This is a genomic window from Liquorilactobacillus sp., assembly GCF_047719775.1.
Lineage (GTDB): Bacteria > Bacillota > Bacilli > Lactobacillales > Lactobacillaceae > Liquorilactobacillus.
Window position 1 is genome coordinate 1 of sequence record NZ_JBDNTS010000031.1, and the last position, 18,113, is coordinate 18,113.

General features: G+C 36.1%; 15 protein-coding genes. 2 read left to right on the plus strand and 13 right to left on the minus strand.

Translation table 11 applies throughout. From position 1 onward, the window contains the following. Positions 1 to 185 precede the first annotated feature (185 nt). From ABF682_RS11210 to pth, 12 genes are all read right to left on the minus strand, one after another. The gene (locus ABF682_RS11210) at positions 186 to 1,439 is read right to left on the minus strand and encodes an MFS transporter (RefSeq protein WP_289980304.1); all 1,254 of its coding nucleotides are present in this window, start codon (positions 1,437 to 1,439) and stop codon (positions 186 to 188) included. Positions 1,440 to 1,570: 131 nt separating this feature from the next. Beyond that, on the minus strand, positions 1,571 to 3,049 hold the full coding sequence (gene lysS / locus ABF682_RS11215; protein WP_415619854.1) for a lysine--tRNA ligase: 1,479 nt from the start codon (positions 3,047 to 3,049) through the stop codon (positions 1,571 to 1,573). A gap of 86 nt (positions 3,050 to 3,135) precedes the next feature. Beyond that, entirely contained in the window at positions 3,136 to 4,014 is an 879-nt protein-coding gene (gene hslO, locus ABF682_RS11220) for an Hsp33 family molecular chaperone HslO (RefSeq protein ID WP_415619846.1), read from the minus strand. 105 nt (positions 4,015 to 4,119) lie between these two features. Then, positions 4,120 to 6,177 (minus strand): ATP-dependent zinc metalloprotease FtsH, encoded by a 2,058-nt coding sequence (gene ftsH / locus ABF682_RS11225; RefSeq protein ID WP_289980308.1) that lies wholly within the window; start codon positions 6,175 to 6,177, stop codon positions 4,120 to 4,122. An 84-nt stretch (positions 6,178 to 6,261) separates the two neighbouring features. After that, on the minus strand, positions 6,262 to 6,804 hold the full coding sequence (gene hpt / locus ABF682_RS11230; RefSeq protein WP_289980311.1) for a hypoxanthine phosphoribosyltransferase: 543 nt from the start codon (positions 6,802 to 6,804) through the stop codon (positions 6,262 to 6,264). Positions 6,805 to 6,818: 14 nt separating this feature from the next. Next, on the minus strand, positions 6,819 to 8,171 hold the full coding sequence (gene tilS / locus ABF682_RS11235; RefSeq protein ID WP_415619847.1) for a tRNA lysidine(34) synthetase TilS: 1,353 nt from the start codon (positions 8,169 to 8,171) through the stop codon (positions 6,819 to 6,821). 58 nt (positions 8,172 to 8,229) lie between these two features. Continuing rightward, positions 8,230 to 8,730 (minus strand): S1 domain-containing RNA-binding protein, encoded by a 501-nt coding sequence (locus ABF682_RS11240; RefSeq protein ID WP_415619848.1) that lies wholly within the window; start codon positions 8,728 to 8,730, stop codon positions 8,230 to 8,232. A gap of 82 nt (positions 8,731 to 8,812) precedes the next feature. Next, positions 8,813 to 9,202, minus strand: coding sequence for an FtsB family cell division protein (locus ABF682_RS11245; RefSeq protein ID WP_289980318.1), 390 nt, complete (start codon positions 9,200 to 9,202; stop codon positions 8,813 to 8,815). A 73-nt stretch (positions 9,203 to 9,275) separates the two neighbouring features. After that, positions 9,276 to 9,545, minus strand: coding sequence for an RNA-binding S4 domain-containing protein (locus ABF682_RS11250; RefSeq protein ID WP_289980320.1), 270 nt, complete (start codon positions 9,543 to 9,545; stop codon positions 9,276 to 9,278). Continuing rightward, a complete protein-coding gene (locus ABF682_RS11255; RefSeq protein ID WP_415619849.1) occupies positions 9,545 to 11,119 on the minus strand; it encodes a putative polysaccharide biosynthesis protein in 1,575 nt (524 codons plus the stop codon). Before ABF682_RS11255 ends, ABF682_RS11250 begins: the two co-directional genes overlap by 1 nt. Beyond that, positions 11,100 to 14,648 (minus strand): transcription-repair coupling factor, encoded by a 3,549-nt coding sequence (mfd, locus tag ABF682_RS11260; protein ID WP_415619850.1) that lies wholly within the window; start codon positions 14,646 to 14,648, stop codon positions 11,100 to 11,102. The genes ABF682_RS11255 and mfd overlap by 20 nt, the downstream gene beginning before the upstream one ends. Positions 14,649 to 14,672: 24 nt before the next feature. Beyond that, positions 14,673 to 15,236, minus strand: coding sequence for an aminoacyl-tRNA hydrolase (gene pth, locus ABF682_RS11265; protein ID WP_415619851.1), 564 nt, complete (start codon positions 15,234 to 15,236; stop codon positions 14,673 to 14,675). A 260-nt stretch (positions 15,237 to 15,496) separates the two neighbouring features. Here pth and ABF682_RS11270 point away from each other — a divergent pair, with 260 nt between their 5' ends. Together ABF682_RS11270 and cbpA are read left to right on the plus strand one after the other, a co-directional pair. After that, positions 15,497 to 16,459, plus strand: coding sequence for an L-lactate dehydrogenase (locus ABF682_RS11270; RefSeq protein ID WP_415619852.1), 963 nt, complete (start codon positions 15,497 to 15,499; stop codon positions 16,457 to 16,459). A 239-nt stretch (positions 16,460 to 16,698) separates the two neighbouring features. Further along, on the plus strand, positions 16,699 to 17,334 hold the full coding sequence (cbpA, locus tag ABF682_RS11275; protein WP_289980327.1) for a cyclic di-AMP binding protein CbpA: 636 nt from the start codon (positions 16,699 to 16,701) through the stop codon (positions 17,332 to 17,334). A 171-nt stretch (positions 17,335 to 17,505) separates the two neighbouring features. On the opposite strand, the gene ABF682_RS11280 is transcribed toward cbpA, so the two are convergent. Then, on the minus strand, positions 17,506 to 17,874 hold the full coding sequence (locus tag ABF682_RS11280; protein ID WP_415619853.1) for a type II toxin-antitoxin system PemK/MazF family toxin: 369 nt from the start codon (positions 17,872 to 17,874) through the stop codon (positions 17,506 to 17,508). Positions 17,875 to 18,113: the final 239 nt, after the last annotated feature.

Consider the following 18,113-nt stretch of genomic DNA (forward strand, 5'->3'; position numbering starts at 1 on the left):
CATTTGATTTGTCGAAACTTTGTTCAGTTTTCAAAGGTCTACATAATTGCTCAACACAACTTTTAAATAATATCATGTTTAACAATAACTGTCAAACCTTTTTTTAAAATTACAATTTAGAATTCCGCATAGTTTTAAACAACGCATACAATATCCCAAAAATAATTCAAATAGATCATGAAAAGCTAAATTTTTTCTTCCTCTGATGCTCCATGTATCCACTCACCAATCAATTTTCGCTGACTAAAAGCCACTGGAATAAGTAGCATAACGGCTAAAATACCACAGGCTGGAAAACCCCAGATTCCACCTGCAACGTCCATGACACCACCGGCGAAAACACTGCCGATTGGCGTTGTTCCTTGATTAAGTAAAACATAGACACTCATAACCCGTCCACGCAGATTGTCTGGGATACTATATTGAAATGAAGCATTAGATTGATTCAAGAAGATCATATTACAGAAACCAACACCAATCATAGCCAACATGGCAAGCCAGTATACATGCACAAACAACATCAGTGTTTGCAAAATAACAGTTCCAGCTGTCACAAATAGATAGATATTACGTTGTAGACCAAAGCGCGATAGGTAACTCATCAAAAATGCTGCAATCAGTGAGCCGATTCCGCTTGCGGAAAGCAAATTTGCGTAAACCTGTGCACCAGAGTGCAACACTGTTCTAGCAAAAATTGGGATAATCACGTTGTTGTTAAAGTTTAGCGTAGAAACCACCAACATCAATTCAGCGCTCAAACGAATATTAGGTTGGTGCCCAATGTAACTCAAACCATACTTAATATCTGACCAAATTCTTCGTTGAGAGTCAGTTATCAGTATATTATTCTGGTGAATCAAGAATAACCCAAGTAGCACAGCCAAATAGCTGATAGTATTAACAAGAAAGCAAAACGCCACACTGAATTGTGCCATAAGAATTCCAGCAAGAGAAGGGCCAACAATCTTAGCTATGTTGAACAACGTTGAATTCAAGGATATTCCATTCATTAAGTCCTTTTGACCAACGAGTTCAACAACGTAGGACTGACGGGTTGGAGTATCAAAGCTTTGGAGAATTCCATACAAAATTGCGATTACCAGAACTTCCCAGTATTGAACAAGTCTGGTATAAACAAGAATCGTCATAGCTAACCCGAGTAATAAAAAACCAAACTGAGTCAACAGTAAGATTCGTTTCTTTGGGCAACGATCGATGACAGTTCCCGCTATCAATGTCAACAGAAGAATCGGTACGAATTGACAAGCCGTCAGAATGCCCACGAGAAATGCCGAGCCTGTCATTTGGTAGACCAACCACGTTTGTGCCGTTCGCTGAATCCAGGTTCCCATGACGGAAATACATTGACCAAACCAGAAGTAACGAAAGTTTCTATTTTGAAGTGATGAAAAAGTACTACGTAAAACATTCATGTGCACGCCAGCTTTCGATCATGTTTCATTTAGATTTTAAATTCAGAAGTAACAAAAAAGCCGAAGTTTTATTCGACCTTTTTCTTTAATATTATAGTAACTTTGTTAAATTCATCAGGTTGACTATTAGCTAGTTATTATTTACTTTCATCCATTCTTAGAGTTGGGAAAAGCAAGACATCACGAATGGAAGGCGCATCTGTCATCAACATTACCAATCGATCAATACCTACCCCTAATCCTCCGGTTGGCGGCATCCCATATTCTAATGCTTCAACATAATCTTCATCAATTCCCTCAGCCTCATCGTTGCCAGCCTCGCGTTCTTTAACCTGAGCTTCAAAACGGCTTCTTTGGTCTATAGGATCGTTTAATTCAGTAAAAGCATTTGCATACTCATTTCCAAGAATGAACATCTCAAAACGGTCCGTAAATCTAGCATCCTTTGCATTCTTTTTAGCTAGTGGTGAAACCTCAACCGGGTGACCATATATAAAAGTAGGGTCAACTATTTTATCTTCACAAAAAGTCTCGAAGAATTCATTAATAATATGTCCAACTTTCCAATACATTTCATAGTGGACTCCTTTTTCATTGGCAATCTGTCTAGCTTGCTCAATTGACATTTCTTGCCAGAAATCAACACCAGTTTTCTCTTTGATTGCGTCCACCATGTGAACACGCTTAAACGGTTTGTTAAAATCAACTTTTTCCCCCTGATATTCAACAACCCCATCATTTGTCACTACTTTTGCCGCAGCTTTAAATATTCCTTCAGTTTCATCCATAACATCTGTAAAGTCAAAGTAAGCAGCATATGATTCTAACATCGTAAATTCAGGATTATGTTTTGTATCAATTCCTTCATTTCTAAATACACGACCTATTTCATAAACACGTTCCATTCCACCAACAATCAATCGTTTTAGATGCAACTCAAGTGCAATCCTAAGATAAAGTGAAATATCTAATGCATTATGATGTGTAATAAACGGACGTGCAGCAGCACCGCCAGCTTGATTATGCAAAACCGGTGTTTCAACTTCAGTAAAATTATTATCGTCAAGGTAGCGCCTAATTGCCGTGATAATCTTGCTTCTCTTCATAAAGCGCTCAAAACTATCGCGATTTGAAATCAAATCTAAATAACGTTGACGATAAATTTGTTCAACATTTTGTAAGCCATGAAACTTGTCTGGTAATGGTCGAAGCGCTTTTGATAAAAAAGTGATATCGGTAACTTTTAGTGTTAATTCCCCCATATCTGTCTTAATTACTTCTCCAGTAAGACCTAAATGATCTCCTAAATCAGATCGCTTGAAAATATGATACTTTTCTTCGCCAACAACATCTTTACGAACATATAATTGCAAGCGACCATCTTTATCTTGAATATCAGCAAAGCCAACTTTACCTTTTCCTCGCTTTGCAACCATTCTTCCCGCAATTGTTGCCTCAATTCCTAAACCATCCAACTCTTCTTTTGTTTTTGCATCATATTGATCATGTAGTTCCATAGTCATTGCTGTTCGCTCAAAACGATGACCAAATGGATCAATTCCCTCCGCGCGTAATTCATCCATCTTTTCACGCCGAACCTTCAGCTGATCGTTCATATTTTGTTCCTTAACCAAGATTATCCCTCCAAAAAATTACTCACCTTATATATTGCCCAATTATGGCATAAAAAGCAAATCTAATTTTAAATATCTTTTACCAGTCTCTCTAACTCAGCTTCTGTAAAAACATATTTTTTTTTGCAGAAATGGCAGATTACTTCAGCACTATGATCTTCTTCAATTATTAATTTTAAATCAGCTGGTGAAATACTTGCAAGTGATTTTGCAAACCGTTCTTTCGAACAATCACATCTATAACTAATTTCAACTTTATCCAAAATTTGTGTATTTTTTTGTCCACAAATTCGATAAATTATTTCCTCTGGTATAGTTTTTTTCGCCATCATCACTGAAATTGCTGGTAAATTGGCGATATTCTGCTCAACTTCTGCTAAAACTGCTTCATCGGCATCAGGCATTGCCTGAACCATAAAACCTCCAGCAGTTCTAACTGAATTATCATTATTAACAAAGACTGAGACTCCAATTGAAGAAGGAATTTGTTCAGACTTTGCCATATAGTAGGTAAAATCTTCACCTAATTCTCCAGAAACAAGCGGAACCTGTCCAGTAAAAGGCATTTTAAGTCCGAGATCCTTCGTAATTTCTAATAAACCGCTGCTCCCAACTGCTCCCTTAACATCAATCTTTTGTTGTTTATTCAACGGTAAATGAACATGAGGTTCCTTCAAATACCCCTTCACATCACCACTTGCCGTACCATCAATCACAATTGTTCCTGTTGGTCCATTTCCCATAATTTTCACAGTCATTTTATTACCGCCTTTTAATAACGATTGACTAAGTAAGCTAGTAGCTGTAATTGCCCTGCCAAATGCAGTTGTAGCAGCACTCCATGTGTCATGTATTCTCTGTGCTTTTCTAACAGTTTCTGTTGTGTCAATAGCATAAACTCTTAATTGACCATTGTAAGCCAATGCTTTTATCAAATAATCAGTCATTCTTTTTTTCTCCTCAAACTAATATGTTAACTCCATAATAGCAATAAAAAACAGATGATTTCAATATAAAATCATCCGTTCTTACATAAAAAACTGTTTCTATTATTAAGATTTATCCTTTGGATAAAATGTTATAGTCTTGGTTAAATCTTCAGCGCCCGTTCTTTCATTTTCCCGCTGTTTTTCTTCTTCTTTTCGTTTCAGAGCCTCTTTTGATTCTTCAAAAGTTGCAGCTTTTTCACTAGGAAATTCTGTATTCTTCTTAAATGGCATCTCACCCGTCTCAAATAAGCTTAGAATTTGTTTCTCATCAAGTGTCTCATATTCAAGCAAAGCTTCAGCAATTATCTTATGCTGCCCACGATGTTCTCCAATAATCTGCTTGGCTGAAGTCATTCCCTCATTCAGTAAAGCTTTAACCTCATCATCAATCAAATTGGCTGTTTGTCCAGAATAGCTTGGTTGTCCAGCCATTCCGCCACCAGCAAATACATTACTTTGTCCCTCATATTGGACAGGACCAAGTTTCTCACTCATCCCATATTCGGTAACCATGGCTCTAGCAAGCTGCGTTGCCTGCTGGAAATCGTTTGAAGCACCGGATGACTGCTCACCATAAACGGTTTCTTCAGCAGCACGGCCTCCCATTAAACCAGCAATTTGCTCCTTCATATCGTGCTTTGAAAGCAACATTTGGTCTTCTTTTGGAAGCATAATTGCATATCCACCAGCACGACCACGAGGTACGATTGTAACTTTATGAACGACTCGTGCTTCATTGAGAACTAGGCCAACGACAGTATGCCCTGCTTCATGATAAGCAACTGTTTCTCTTTCCTTCTTGCTAACTACACGATCTCTCTTAGCAGGGCCAGCAATAACACGGTCTTCTGCCTCATCAATATCTGATGCATCGATTTGCTTTTTATCACGGCGAGCAGCCAAAAGAGCTGCTTCATTAAGCAAGTTCTCTAAATCAGCACCAACAAATCCAGGTGTCTGCTTAGAGACCATCTTTAAGTCAACATCATTTGCTAACGGCTTATTCTTAGCATGCACCTTCAAGATAGCTTCACGTTCCTTAACATCAGGACGACCGACTAAAATCTTACGATCAAAACGACCTGGTCTTAATAGTGCAGGATCCAAAACATCTGAACGGTTTGTTGCTGCCATAACAATTACACTCTCATCGTCTTCAAAACCATCCATCTCAACCAATAATTGATTAAGCGTTTGTTCACGTTCGTCATGTCCGCCGCCCATACCACTGCCACGTTGACGACCAACAGCATCAATTTCATCAATAAAAATGATTGATGGTGCATTCTTTTTCGCGTTTTCAAATAAATCACGAACACGACTTGCCCCGACACCAACAAACATCTCTACGAAATCAGAACCTGAGATAGAGAAAAATGGCACGCCAGCTTCACCGGCAACAGCCTTTGCAAGTAATGTCTTACCTGTTCCAGGAGGTCCTTCAAGTAGAACCCCTGAAGGGATCCTAGCCCCTAACGAGAGAAACTTATGAGGATCTCTTAAGAATTCAACAACTTCAACAAGTTCCTGTTTCTCCTCTTCCGCACCAGCAACATCGGAAAAACGTACTTTGTTAGCCTTCTTGTCTACTGGTTTAGCCTTTGATTTACCAAAATTCATGACACGACCATTACCGCCGCCCTGTCCTGCTTGCCCCATCATCATGTAGAAAAAGAACACAAAGAAGACCACTGGTAACAAGTAAATCAGTAATTGTAACCATAGACTACTAGACTCTTCTTCTTTAGTACCATTCTTCACGTTATTTTTTTCAGCATACTGTTGAATCTGTTTGACAGCAACATCATTAGTCAGCACATTAGTTGAAAATGAAGTCACCTTACTACTTCCAGAAGTAAAACTTCCTAGACCTGTTGATTCTTTAACTTTACGTGACTTTTTATAGTCCCCTGTAATTTTATAAGTACTTCCAGAAGGTTGCGTTGTGAAATCTTTAACATTATCCTTCTTTAACTCACTAATAAATTGGCTTGATTGGATTTGTTGAGATTGAGAACTTGTTTTACCACCAAAAAAGTAGTACAACATTCCCATTACCCCAAGGAAAATCACAATATAAAATAGACTATTTCTAAAGAGCCCATTCTTGTTATTGTTCATCTGCTTCCTCCTCGTTTACTACACAGATTGCTACGGTCAAACAGGTAGCGCATAAATCATAACACACTTGACTATTATTGACCATTAATTATTCTCATAAATTTCTGTTTTTAAAATACCAACATATGGAAGGTTACGATACATTCCTTGGTAATCAAGTCCATACCCGACCACGAACTCATTTGGCACTTGAAAACCCACATAATCTGGAACAACGCCTTCTACTCTTCGTTCAGGTTTATCCAACAGTGTGCAAATTTTTACAGATTGTGCTTTGCGGTGTTTTAAAAGACTAACTATGCGTTGTAAGGTCTTCCCAGTATCAATGATGTCTTCAATAATCAAAATATCTCGGCCTTCAACTGGAACATCTAAATCCTTAATTATTTTGACTTCTCCTGACGAAACAGTTGCATCACCATAACTTGAAACATCCATAAAATCAATTTCGGCGTATGTATCAATTTTTCTAATGATATCTGCCATAAACAAAATAGCACCCTTCAGTACGCAAATAACTAAAGGTTTCTTATCTGCATAATCGATAGTCAATTGTGCTCCAATGCTCTTTGAGATCTCTTCTATTTGCTCCTTACTGTAGAGAATCTCTCTGATATCCTCGTTCATATTCAACCTCATTCCTAGACTTTATTCCTAAAAATTATCATGTATTGCATTTTATCATTTACAGGACTTTCTGACAAATCTGATCTTTTAACACTCGGCACCCACAAGACCAAATTTTCTGTAGTAACAACTATCCATATTTTTGCACGAATATCTTGCGGAATTTTGTCATCAATCAAGATTTTTTTTAGTTTCTGTGTTCCGACCTTAGTATGAATTCGATCTCCCTGATTACGATGTCTAATTGTTAAAGGAAGTAATTGTGAATCTGAAAAATAAAAGACTTGATCAGTTGCTAGAATTTCTGGTTTCTTATTAAAAAAAACTCCTATCTCTTCTTTTTCGTTAAGAAATACCCACGTATCTAATTTTAACCTATATTTGTTCTGAATTTCATCTTTAATTTGATATTTATTATCAAAATAAAATAAATTGTATTTTTTTATTAAAAACTCATGCATCCCAATTTTAATTGACCCTTGTGGCTTTTGAGAATTACCTAGGAAGCTTTCAATTTGGTTCAAGCTGTCTTCATTCAGTTTTCTTGAATATTTTTCAAGCAACTTCCTTATTACCAAAGTTCTCCAACTCTTGCTCAATGACAACCAGAAATCAACTGAAAAAGCAGTTTCATTTATCTGCATCTCTACTAAATAATTATCTACCTGTTCTTCAGTTGCACACAATAAAAGCGAAAGCTGATGCTCATAGGATTGTACATGTTCTAAAAACTTGGAATTTTCATCTTTCATTTTAGGAACAAGCAAATGTCTAACTCTATTTCTTAAATAATCATTTGAACGATTGGTTGCATCTTCGAAGTAAATAAGGTCTCTTTTTCGTGCATATTCACGAATTTCATCTTTTGAATAATTCAATAAAAGCCTGACCAAATATCCATCTGCAAATCTTCTAGTGACTCTAATTCCTTGTAATTGCTGAATATTGCCTCCTCTTACAAGCTTCATCAGAAAAGTCTCTGCCTGATCATCTGCATGATGCGCCGTTAATAAGGTTTTAATTCCTGTTTTCTCCATGATATCTGCAAAAAATTTATACCTGAAGGTCCTTGCAGCTGACTCTATCCCAACATTAGGATGTATTTCGGTCTCCCATTCCCTGCAATGAAGCTTAATATGCCGTTTCTTGCAAAAATTTCTGATAAAGCTTGTCTCAGCTTGGCTTTCTTGTCTTAACTTGTGATCTACATAAGCTACTTCGATAACAGGTCTAACACTTTCTGGTAGTTCACTTAATAAATCAAGCAATACCATTGAATCAACACCTGTTGATACAGCTACCAGCACTCTTTGATTAGGACAATATTTTCTAAAGTTATAAAAAAAACTTTGTGCTAAATTTTCCATATCCCCGACCTACCAAAAAAACGACTGCTGCTTACGACAACAATCGAATTTATTTGATTTAACTGCGACGGCCACCACGACCACCACGCTTACCTTCTGTATTTCGTTTTAATGATGTCAAGCGAACTTCGCTATCCTTCAAAAAACCTGATAGTAATGAATCAAAATCCGTCTTCTTAGCTTCATTTACTTTTTTATATTCTGTTTTTTTATAACCTTGCCGTTGCCCGCTATGATTATGCGTCTTCACATCTGTTCCACCGGAATGATAATTATTTCCACGTTCTGTTCGATTAGTATGTGTATTCTCTCGATGAGGAGCAACTGCAACTGCTTTTCGAATTGAGAGACTGATCTTTCCATCTTCAGCAATTGACAAAACTTTGACTGTAACCTCATCACCGATGCTCAAAACATCGTGAATGTCCTTGATATATCCGTCAGATACTTCACTGATATGGACTAACCCATTCTTTTTGTCGCCCAAATCAACAAATGCACCGAAATTCGTTATCCCTGAAACCTTGCCTGTAACTTTAGCTCCCACTTCAATTGACATAAAAATGCTGCTCCTCCTTAAACTATATACATCTTAGTATAACATGCAAAAGCTGGTATGCAATAGATTAAAGACTATCAAATTATTTTTGTCCCAAGCTGCTATTTGGTAAACTATAAATCGTTTCACCATCTTTTGAATAATAATATTTCTCCCTGATTATCTTTTCAAGGTAATCTTCGCTATTTAGCTGTTTTACCTTTTCCTTCAGATCTGCCCTTTGATTTTTGACACTATTGAGTTTTTTTTGTGATGTATTGATTTGCTGGTATAAATTACTTGTTAATAATTTTGTATTTACAATCTGATAACCAAAAAAAGCGACTATTAAAAAGAATGCTAGGGTAGCTATAATGAACCGCTTTTTATGAACTCGCCTGACCCGTTTTTGATAATCACTTTTTCTTTGTTTTTCCTCGTTAGCACGATAAAAAGAATTATTTAATGTTCTGATTTTTTGACCTGCTGCCATCTCAAAAGCTACCCCTTTCCTAGCATTACTACTTCATTATTATAGCAATTTTAATTCCTCAAAGTCTATTAATTTACTTATTGAAGTTTTCTTTAAAGTCTTCCGCAATAATTTCGTATAGCTCTGTTGCTTCATCCTTTTTCACTGTTTCTTTCAAAGAGGTTACCAACACACTCAATGTCTTATTGCCAAAAGAAATAACCAACTTGTTCCCGACAGCTACATCCGTTGAGGACTTAGCTACTTTACCGTCAATTGTAATTCTGCCTTTATCTGCAATTTCTTTCGCCACAGTTCTCCTCTTTATAATACGTGAAACTTTTAAAAACTTGTCTAATCTCATTATTTATCCATCCTTTTTTTGAAAATTTTCAAAACATATTCTCCACCAGGAATACTTTTCCATTCCTTATCGCTGAATAAGTTGCCATATCTAGTCGAGCCCACATAAAAAACTGCTCCTACTGGAACTCCAATAATACACTGGATAAAACTACCTATTCGCGAAGTTTCAAGCGAATTAGTCACCCTGAGTATGCAAAAGACTACGCTGACCATTATTACGGAGCACACAACGATTTTCTTCACAAAACGTCTGCTCAATTTTCGGCTAAGCCCAATTTTCTTCAATGACATCTCAGATAAAAATGTTCCAATTGCCATACTCAACACACTAGAAAGTGCAGCTCCAACAATTCCTAAATACAGCGTAAATTGATAATTCGTTAAAAATTTAATTACTATTATTGATACTAACACACCAATATTTTTTTTATAGTTATTTGTACTTTGCAATATTGAATTATCTAATAAAATAACGCCTGCAAAAATAATCGTCAACATACTAATACTTATTGCAACACTGCCTTGTACAGAGGAAAAAAGTGCCTTGTTGAGACTTGGCATCAAAATTATCAGTCCCCAAGTCACAGCCATTGACATCCAGATACAAATTCGATAAATCAACCGTGTATTTTGTTCAAATTTCAGTTTATCTTTTTCCACCTGATTCTTAATTAACATTGGCAATAAACTAGCCGAAAAACTGGTTGAAACAACTAATCCCAGTTGAAGAAATGTTTGTGAGCGATCATAGACACCTTTCAGATTTTCAGCATTCTGCACCGAATATCCAGCAACCTGTAAAGCTTTTTTTAACGTGAAAGAGTCAATCAACTGTAGCAATACTAGAATTCCTGCAAAAAAACAAATTATTAATCCCTCAGAAAACAACCCTTTTAAGGTTGAGATGATTAACGCAAAATTTTGCTTACGCTGAAACTTTATAATTTTTTTAAAAAAGCTGATAAAAAAACACAAAGCACAGACTGCTCCTATTATGGAACCTAAAAAAGCATAACTTCCAATCCGATAAAGTGACCAACCATGTGAAGTCCCAAAAAGTGCAACTACGATGATTATACATATTCGGGCCACTTGCTCAACCAATTGTGAAAGTGCGGTTGGTGTCATCTCCTGCATTCCTTGATTGTAGCCTCTTGCAACGGCAAGCAATGGTACCAGCAAATACAGCCATGATACACCTTTTATTAATTCAACTAGCCTGTTGTCTCCCATCAAATAGGCAATTTCAGCTGCTCCTATATAAAGAAATGCAAAAATTACTATTCCAAAAAAGAAGAGTATATCTAACAGAATAACTGCTTGCTGTTTTTTCTTAACTTGCTCCGTTTCTCTTGCAATTATCTTAGAAATATAGACTGGAAATCCGGTAAGACCGATTGTCATAGCAATTCCATATATTGGATAGATTTGCTGGTAAATATAAAACCCCTTGTTTCCGACCAAGTTTTGAAAAGGAACACGATAGATTGCACTTAATATTTTACCAACCAAAGCAGCCACTGTCAGTGTGGTTGCACCTTTAAGTGCGAAATTAGCTGTTTTGTTTTTCATGTTCTTTTACCTTTTTTATTTTTTTACTTAGTTTTTTAAACATTTCTGTCACATCTGCAATATTCTTTGCAAATTTACTTGCAGGTTGCAATGCTATACTAATTTTCATTCTTTTCTGCTCAGATTTTAAGATCGCTTTCAAATTAATTTTAGCAATAATTTCTAGATAATCTTCAGCGCTATAAAATTCAAAGGCATCCTCACTAAAAATCACATTAATTTTCTTTTTCTCATAATCAATTACCTCAACAAGTGCCATATCAGCATACATCTTCAACAGCCCTAATTGTAACAAATTATCGACTTCACTCGGATATTCACCAAAACGATCAAGCAAATCTTCTTGAATTTCAAAGAATTGTTCCTCATTTTCGATTTGTCTGATTCGCTTATATAATTCTATTTTTTGTCGCTGATCTTCAACATAACTTGATGGCAAATATGCTTCAATGCCGATTTTAAGTTCGGCATCTGTCTTTTTAATTTCGCCAACCCCTCTTTTCCGAGCAACTGCTTCTTTCAGCATTTGAGTATACAAATCATACCCTACCGAATCTATAAAGCCATGTTGTTGCTTACCCAGAAGATTTCCTGCGCCCCTAATTGATAAATCACGCATTGCAATTTTAAAACCTGAGCCCAATTCGGTAAAGTTTTTAATTGCTTCTAATCTTTTTTCACTAATTTCAGTAAGTACTTTATTCTCTTGATACATAAAATACGCGTACGCAACTCGATTGCTTCGTCCAACTCGCCCACGAAGTTGATATAACTGTGAAAGTCCCATCTTATCCGCATTTTCTACAATCAGAGTGTTCACATTAGGAATATCAACTCCAGTTTCGATAATTGTCGTAGTTACCAATACATCATATTCTCCAGCAATAAAGTCAACCAGTATCCGTTCCAACTGCAGTTCAGTCATTTGCCCATGAATATAGGCGACTTGCGCTTCTGGAACAAAGGCTTTAATCTCAGTCACAGTTTTTTCAATATCGGCAACTCGATTGTGCAGATAAAAGGTTTGACCTCCTCTAGCCATTTCCCGGGAAATAGCATCCGCTACAGTTCCGTAATTTTGTTCCATTACATAAGTCTGAATTGGATATCTATTCATCGGTGCAGTTTCAATTACAGATAAATCCCTAACACCAAGCATTGACATGTTCAAGGTTCTCGGAATAGGTGTTGCCGTCAGCGTTAAAACATCAACTTGCGAACGCAGTTGTTTCAATTTTTCCTTGTGTTTGACTCCAAAACGTTGTTCTTCATCAATAATCAGGAGTCCCAAATCAGCAAATTTGATATCATTAGACAGTAACCTATGGGTCCCAACTACAATATCAATCACCCCATGCTTTAAATCACTAATTGTCTGCTTTACCTGTTTTCTTGTTTGAAAACGTGATAAAACAGCACTTTGCACTGGAAAATCACCAAAGCGATTCACCATTGTTTCATAATGTTGCTGTGCAAGTACCGTTGTAGGTGCCAAAAAAGCAACCTGTTTCTGGTCCTGAATTGCTTTAAAAGCCGCTCTGAGTGCCACCTCGGTTTTCCCATAGCCAACATCTCCAATCAACAAACGATCCATTGGTACCTTTCTTTCCATATCACGTTTAATCTCTGCACTGCTTCGTAATTGATCTGGCGTCTCTGAATATGAAAATCCATCCTCAAATTCCTTTTGATATTCATTATCCGCTGAAAAAGCAAATCCCTGTTCCATTTCCCTTTTTGCGTATAGCTCAACTAACTCATCAGCAATATCCTCTATCTTAGAGGCAACACTGCTTTTCGTTTTTTTCCATTCTGACCCACCTAATTTATTGATGTGTGGGGCTTTAGATTCTCCTGAAACATACTTTTGAATTCTATCAATTTGAGTGACTGGGAGAAATAATTTAGCATCATCTCGGTACACTATTGTCAAATAATCCTGATGTTTTTTTTCTACCTCCATTGTTCTCATACCAATATATTTACCAATTCCATGGTTAATATGAACAACATAGTCACCTTCTTTTAGTTCTGTGTAACTCTTTAATCTTTCAGAATTCTCCATCGTCTGCCGTTTAGAAACTCTTCTTTTAGGTAACTTATTAAATAGCTCATTTTCCGTGATTACAACTAGGTGTTCTTGTGGCAATTCGAAACCTGTAGCTAAATTAGCTAATATCAGCTGCGTTTGTCCGCTTTTTATTTTGCCATCTGACACAATTAATGCTCTTATCTCAAAATCTTCTAGCGTTGCTGCTATCTTGTCAAGTCTTTCCTTGTCTGAGATTGAAATTACAACTGTTTGTTTTTGGCTAGACCATCTATCAATTTCTGTTTTAAGAAGCGGCATCTGTCCAAAAAAGTTTTGCATTCCTCTAACTTTTAAATCAAGCTTCTGATTAAAAAGAAGCTGACCCATTCCTTTTTCAAAAATCGATAAAAATAAGCTTTTCTGCTTAATTTTTTTTACAATTTTTCTGATTGATTCACCGAGATACTCATCTGAAAAGATTTTACCCATTTCTACTTGAGATAACTTCCAATTTGCATCATCGTCTTCCAGTATCTTCTCAGTATCCAGTAGTCTTGGGTAATCATCCATGATGAGCAAGTCATCTTCTGCCAAATAATCTGTAATATTTGTTTTTCCATTTGTTATTTTGTCTAAAAATGCAGCATCACTAGATAAAAGCTTTCTCTCCTTAATTCTTTTGAGCAGATCTTCAATCGTTTCGGACAGCTTGCTGTAACTATCTTTATTCTTCAATATTTTTTTTTCGCCGTTCAAAGCCGTACTTATATTTTCAGTTGCTTTTTTTATTTGTTCTTTTGAAATTAGCACATCTGTAGCGGGTAAAATCTCAACATGTTTTATATTCTCAATGCTTCTTTGCGTATTCATATCAAATTCACGCAAAGAATCGATTTCAGTGTCAAATAAGTCGATTCGAATAGGATTAACAATATTTGCTGGGAAAACATCAACAATTGATCCTCTAACTGCAAAATCACCGATCTTTTCAATTAACTTAGTTCGTTGATAACCTAATTCAGCTAAGTTATCAATTAAACGTCTCTGTTCAATATCATTACCAATTGTTAGATTGACCTTTGCATTTTTCCACACACTTGGTAGTGGTACAATACTTTTTAAACCTCTTGTCGAAGTAATAACAATTTTGGGTAGCTCATGTTCCTGTAGTGCTGTCAAAGCTTTGATTCTTTCGCTACGATATTCGGGTGAGCTAATCGCGACCTCAGCTGCCATTGCCTCGTCCACTGCAAATAAAAAGACTTGCTCTTTATCTACGTAGCCCAACAACTCCCTTTCTAATTGTTGTGCGTGGTGCAAGGAATCAGTCACAAAAAGTATATTTTCCCCTCTCTTTTTTAATAATTCTGCCAGAAATAAAGGCTTTGCGGATGCAATTAAACCTGTCAAAAGGTTTCTTTGCCCTTTTCCCTCATCTAGATTCTTCAAAAAGATATCTAATTCAGGAATCTCCGTAAATATTTCTTGTAACTTCATTTTTTTAAAACCCCCAAAAATTGTTTACTTATGATTATACTTATTCATTGTTCCCATAAAGTCATCAGTGTTAATCCAATTATCCAGAGCATCAAGTGCTTGGTCAACTCCATTCTCTAATTGCAGCTGCTGCTCTTTGGTAAATCTTGATAGAACCCAATCGACAACACTCATCCGTTGTGGATGATCAATTCCTATTCTCATACGTTTGAATTTCTGCGTGCCTAGATGTGAAATCAAGCTTTTGATTCCATTATGTCCACCAGCAGAACCGGTTTGGCGCAATCTCAAGTGTCCTACTGGTAAATCCAGATCATCATGTATAACAACTACATCTTCCACTGGAATTTTGTAAAAATCCATCAAAGGTCGCACACTTCTACCCGACTCATTCATGTAGGTAAGTGGTTTCGCCAAAATTATTTTTTCACTATTGGACACAAAAGAAGTTACACTTGCCTCATTCTTGATTTTATTAAAAGAAATTTTTTCTCTTTTAGCTAATTCATCCAAAACTATAAATCCCACATTATGTCTTGTACCATCATATTCTTTGCCAACATTTCCTAACCCAACTATCAATTTCATTATAAAAACACTCCATATTCATTTCTTTTGAAAATTTTTTTGTAAGCACTCTCAATAATCTTATCTTGATTTTCAAGAATATCAAAAAATCGGAACCTCAGCCAGTTCCGCTAGTTTTAGTATTCTGCTACGCCTAAAAGTATACCATAATTTGATAAAGTTCTTCTGAAAAAAGTTTGAAAGTCTCTTCACATTTTTCAGAAAAACGTGCTATACTATGGTTGTGTTACTAATTTCACTAATGAAGGGAATGCATTATAGTGTCAGAAAATAAAAATCATCAAAAAGTTATTTTAGTCGGAGACGGCGCCGTTGGTTCTAGCTATGCTTACGCAATGGCTCTTCAAGGAGTTGCCGAAGAATTCGGTATTGTTGATGTTGTGAAAGAACGTACAGAAGGTGATGCTCTTGATTTGGCTGATGCAACAGCATTGTCATATCCAAAGAAAATCTATTCTGCTGAATATTCAGATTGTAAAGATGCTGATTTAGTTGTTATCACAGCTGGTGCTCCTCAAAAACCAGGTGAAACCCGTTTAGATTTGGTTAATAAGAACTTACGTATTCTTTCAAGCATTGTTAAACCAATCGTTGAATCCGGTTTTGATGGCATTTTCCTTGTTGCTGCTAATCCAGTTGATATCCTAACATATGCTACTTGGAAGTTATCTGGTTTCCCTAAAAACAAGGTAATTGGTTCAGGTACTTCTCTTGATACTTCTCGTTTACGTGTTGCTCTTGGTGAATTATTTGAAGTTAATGACCCACGTTCAATTCATGCATACATCATGGGTGAACATGGCGATTCTGAATTTGCAGCTTACTCAGCAGCAACAATCGGTGGACTTCCAGTTCTAGATTGGGCTGAAAATAATAAAGTAACCGCAGAAGACTTAGCTAAAATTGAAGATGATGTTCGTAATAAGGCATACACAATTATTAGCAAAAAGGGTGCTACCTTCTATGGTGTTGCTACTGCGTTGGCTCGTATCTCTAAGGCTATCTTGCGTGATGAAGATGCTGTTCTTCCCGTTTCAGTATACATGGATGGACAATATGGCTTGAATGATATCTATATTGGTACACCAGCTGTCATCAACGGACTTGGCGTTGCGAAGATTCTTGAAGTTCCTCTTAATAAAGAAGAAAGCAAGAAGATGACTGATTCAGCAACAACTCTTAAGAAAGTTCTGACAGACGGTCTTAAAACAATTGAAGCGTAATTACTTACAATTTAAAAGTTAATATTAGTAAAGGTTGGAATTAAAACATTCGTTTTGATTTCAATCTTTTTTTACCTACACCTACCTAACCTTTTTAGTTTTCTCTATTACTCTTTAATAATACCTTTTAATTATTATAATTCTGAATAAATTGTAAAAAGTTTCACTTTAATTCTCCTTTCAATATCATTTTATGATAATATAGATTAGAAGTTTTTAATCGATGGAGGAATTATTGTATGCTATTTAAGTCTTTGGTACATCAAAAAAAAGATCTAACAACTGTGCGTGAAGATGTTACTCTAGAACAGGCCTTAGACATCTTGGAAAATTCAGGATATCGTTGCGTCCCAATTTTAGACGAAACAGGCCAAATTTTTCGTGGAAATATTTATAAGATGCACATCTATCGCCACAAGTCACGTGGTGGCGATATGAGCCTCCCAGTCACTTATTTATTAAAAAATGCTACAAAGTTCGTAACACTCGACTCAGCTTTTTTTAATATTTTCTTCTCAATCAAAGATTTACCTTACATTACCGTTCTTGATGAACAGAATCTTTTTTATGGCATTTTAACCCATTCGAGTTTACTAAATATGCTCTCACAATCTTGGAATATCAATATTGGAAGTTATGTATTGACTGTTATTTCTTCGGATGAACGTGGTGATCTTGTTGAAATGTCTAAAATAATTACAAAGTATACTGCGATTGCAAGTTGTATAACTCTAGATGTTGAAGATAAGGGCTTAGTACACCGCACATTATTTACCTTGCCCGCTGGTATAACACCTACAAAACTTGAAAAAATAATATCCAACCTTGAAAGAAAAAGCTTTAAAGTTTCGGAAATTGAAGATTTACAGGCTTAAGAGATAAGTCTTAGTATGAGGATAACCCGTAACCATAATTAAATCGAATAATTTTAACTATAGAAAAAGAGGGAGTAAGTCAAAAATTAACTTTTGACTTAGCCCTCTTTTTATTTATACAATGTTATAACTTCCTTACCTAATCAGTAAAGATAAAGAACAATTACTACGCTACCTATTATGTATGTCTGTCAGCCCTAAACTGACATCTAGTGCAAGATTAATCTCATTCATTTCTATTTCACTAATATGTGCGATTTTATCTTTCAAGCGCTGCTTATCGATTGTTCTAATTTGTTCCAACAACACCACTGAGTCTTTTTCAATACCAACCTCAGCAGCAATTAGCCCTACATGTGTTGGCATTTTGGGCTTTTGAATCTTTGCTGTAATCGCAGCAACAATGACAGTTGGGCTGTAACGATTACCAATATTATTTTGAACAATCAGAACCGGACGCATTCCACCTTGCTCAGAACCAACCACTGTTGATAAATCCGCGTAAAAAATATCACCACGTTTAACTTCGTCAGTTGTCATATGACCCCTCGATCTTTATTTTCGTATTTCGTTTCACAATCACATCCAATAAATTCGTCACAAATCTTCTTGTTCAACGGTCCCATTTCCTTATAGCCACTAATCAATTCATCTAAAATATAGCGATGTGCCTCTACATATTCGGCAACAACAGTATCCTCTTCTAAGTCTCTCCTATTAATGGAATTGGTCCCCTGTCAATAAAATAGACAATTTAAATAGAGACTTTTTTGTCCTAT

Bases quoted from the DNA above. Each gene is read 5' to 3' on its own strand.
- lysS (WP_415619854.1), bottom strand. From the start codon at position 3,049: ATGAACGATCAGCTGAAGGTTCGGCGTGAAAAGATGGATGAATTACGC.
- hslO (WP_415619846.1), bottom strand. From the start codon at position 4,014: ATGACTGATTATTTGATAAAAGCATTGGCTTACAATGGTCAATTAAGA.
- ftsH (WP_289980308.1), bottom strand. From the start codon at position 6,177: ATGAACAATAACAAGAATGGGCTCTTTAGAAATAGTCTATTTTATATT.
- hpt (WP_289980311.1), bottom strand. From the start codon at position 6,804: ATGAACGAGGATATCAGAGAGATTCTCTACAGTAAGGAGCAAATAGAA.
- tilS (WP_415619847.1), bottom strand. From the start codon at position 8,171: ATGGAAAATTTAGCACAAAGTTTTTTTTATAACTTTAGAAAATATTGT.
- ABF682_RS11240 (WP_415619848.1), bottom strand. From the start codon at position 8,730: ATGTCAATTGAAGTGGGAGCTAAAGTTACAGGCAAGGTTTCAGGGATA.
- ABF682_RS11245 (WP_289980318.1), bottom strand. From the start codon at position 9,202: ATGGCAGCAGGTCAAAAAATCAGAACATTAAATAATTCTTTTTATCGT.
- ABF682_RS11250 (WP_289980320.1), bottom strand. From the start codon at position 9,545: ATGAGATTAGACAAGTTTTTAAAAGTTTCACGTATTATAAAGAGGAGA.
- ABF682_RS11255 (WP_415619849.1), bottom strand. From the start codon at position 11,119: ATGAAAAACAAAACAGCTAATTTCGCACTTAAAGGTGCAACCACACTG.
- mfd (WP_415619850.1), bottom strand. From the start codon at position 14,648: ATGAAGTTACAAGAAATATTTACGGAGATTCCTGAATTAGATATCTTT.
- pth (WP_415619851.1), bottom strand. From the start codon at position 15,236: ATGAAATTGATAGTTGGGTTAGGAAATGTTGGCAAAGAATATGATGGT.
- cbpA (WP_289980327.1), top strand. From the start codon at position 16,699: ATGCTATTTAAGTCTTTGGTACATCAAAAAAAAGATCTAACAACTGTG.
- ABF682_RS11280 (WP_415619853.1), bottom strand. From the start codon at position 17,874: ATGACAACTGACGAAGTTAAACGTGGTGATATTTTTTACGCGGATTTA.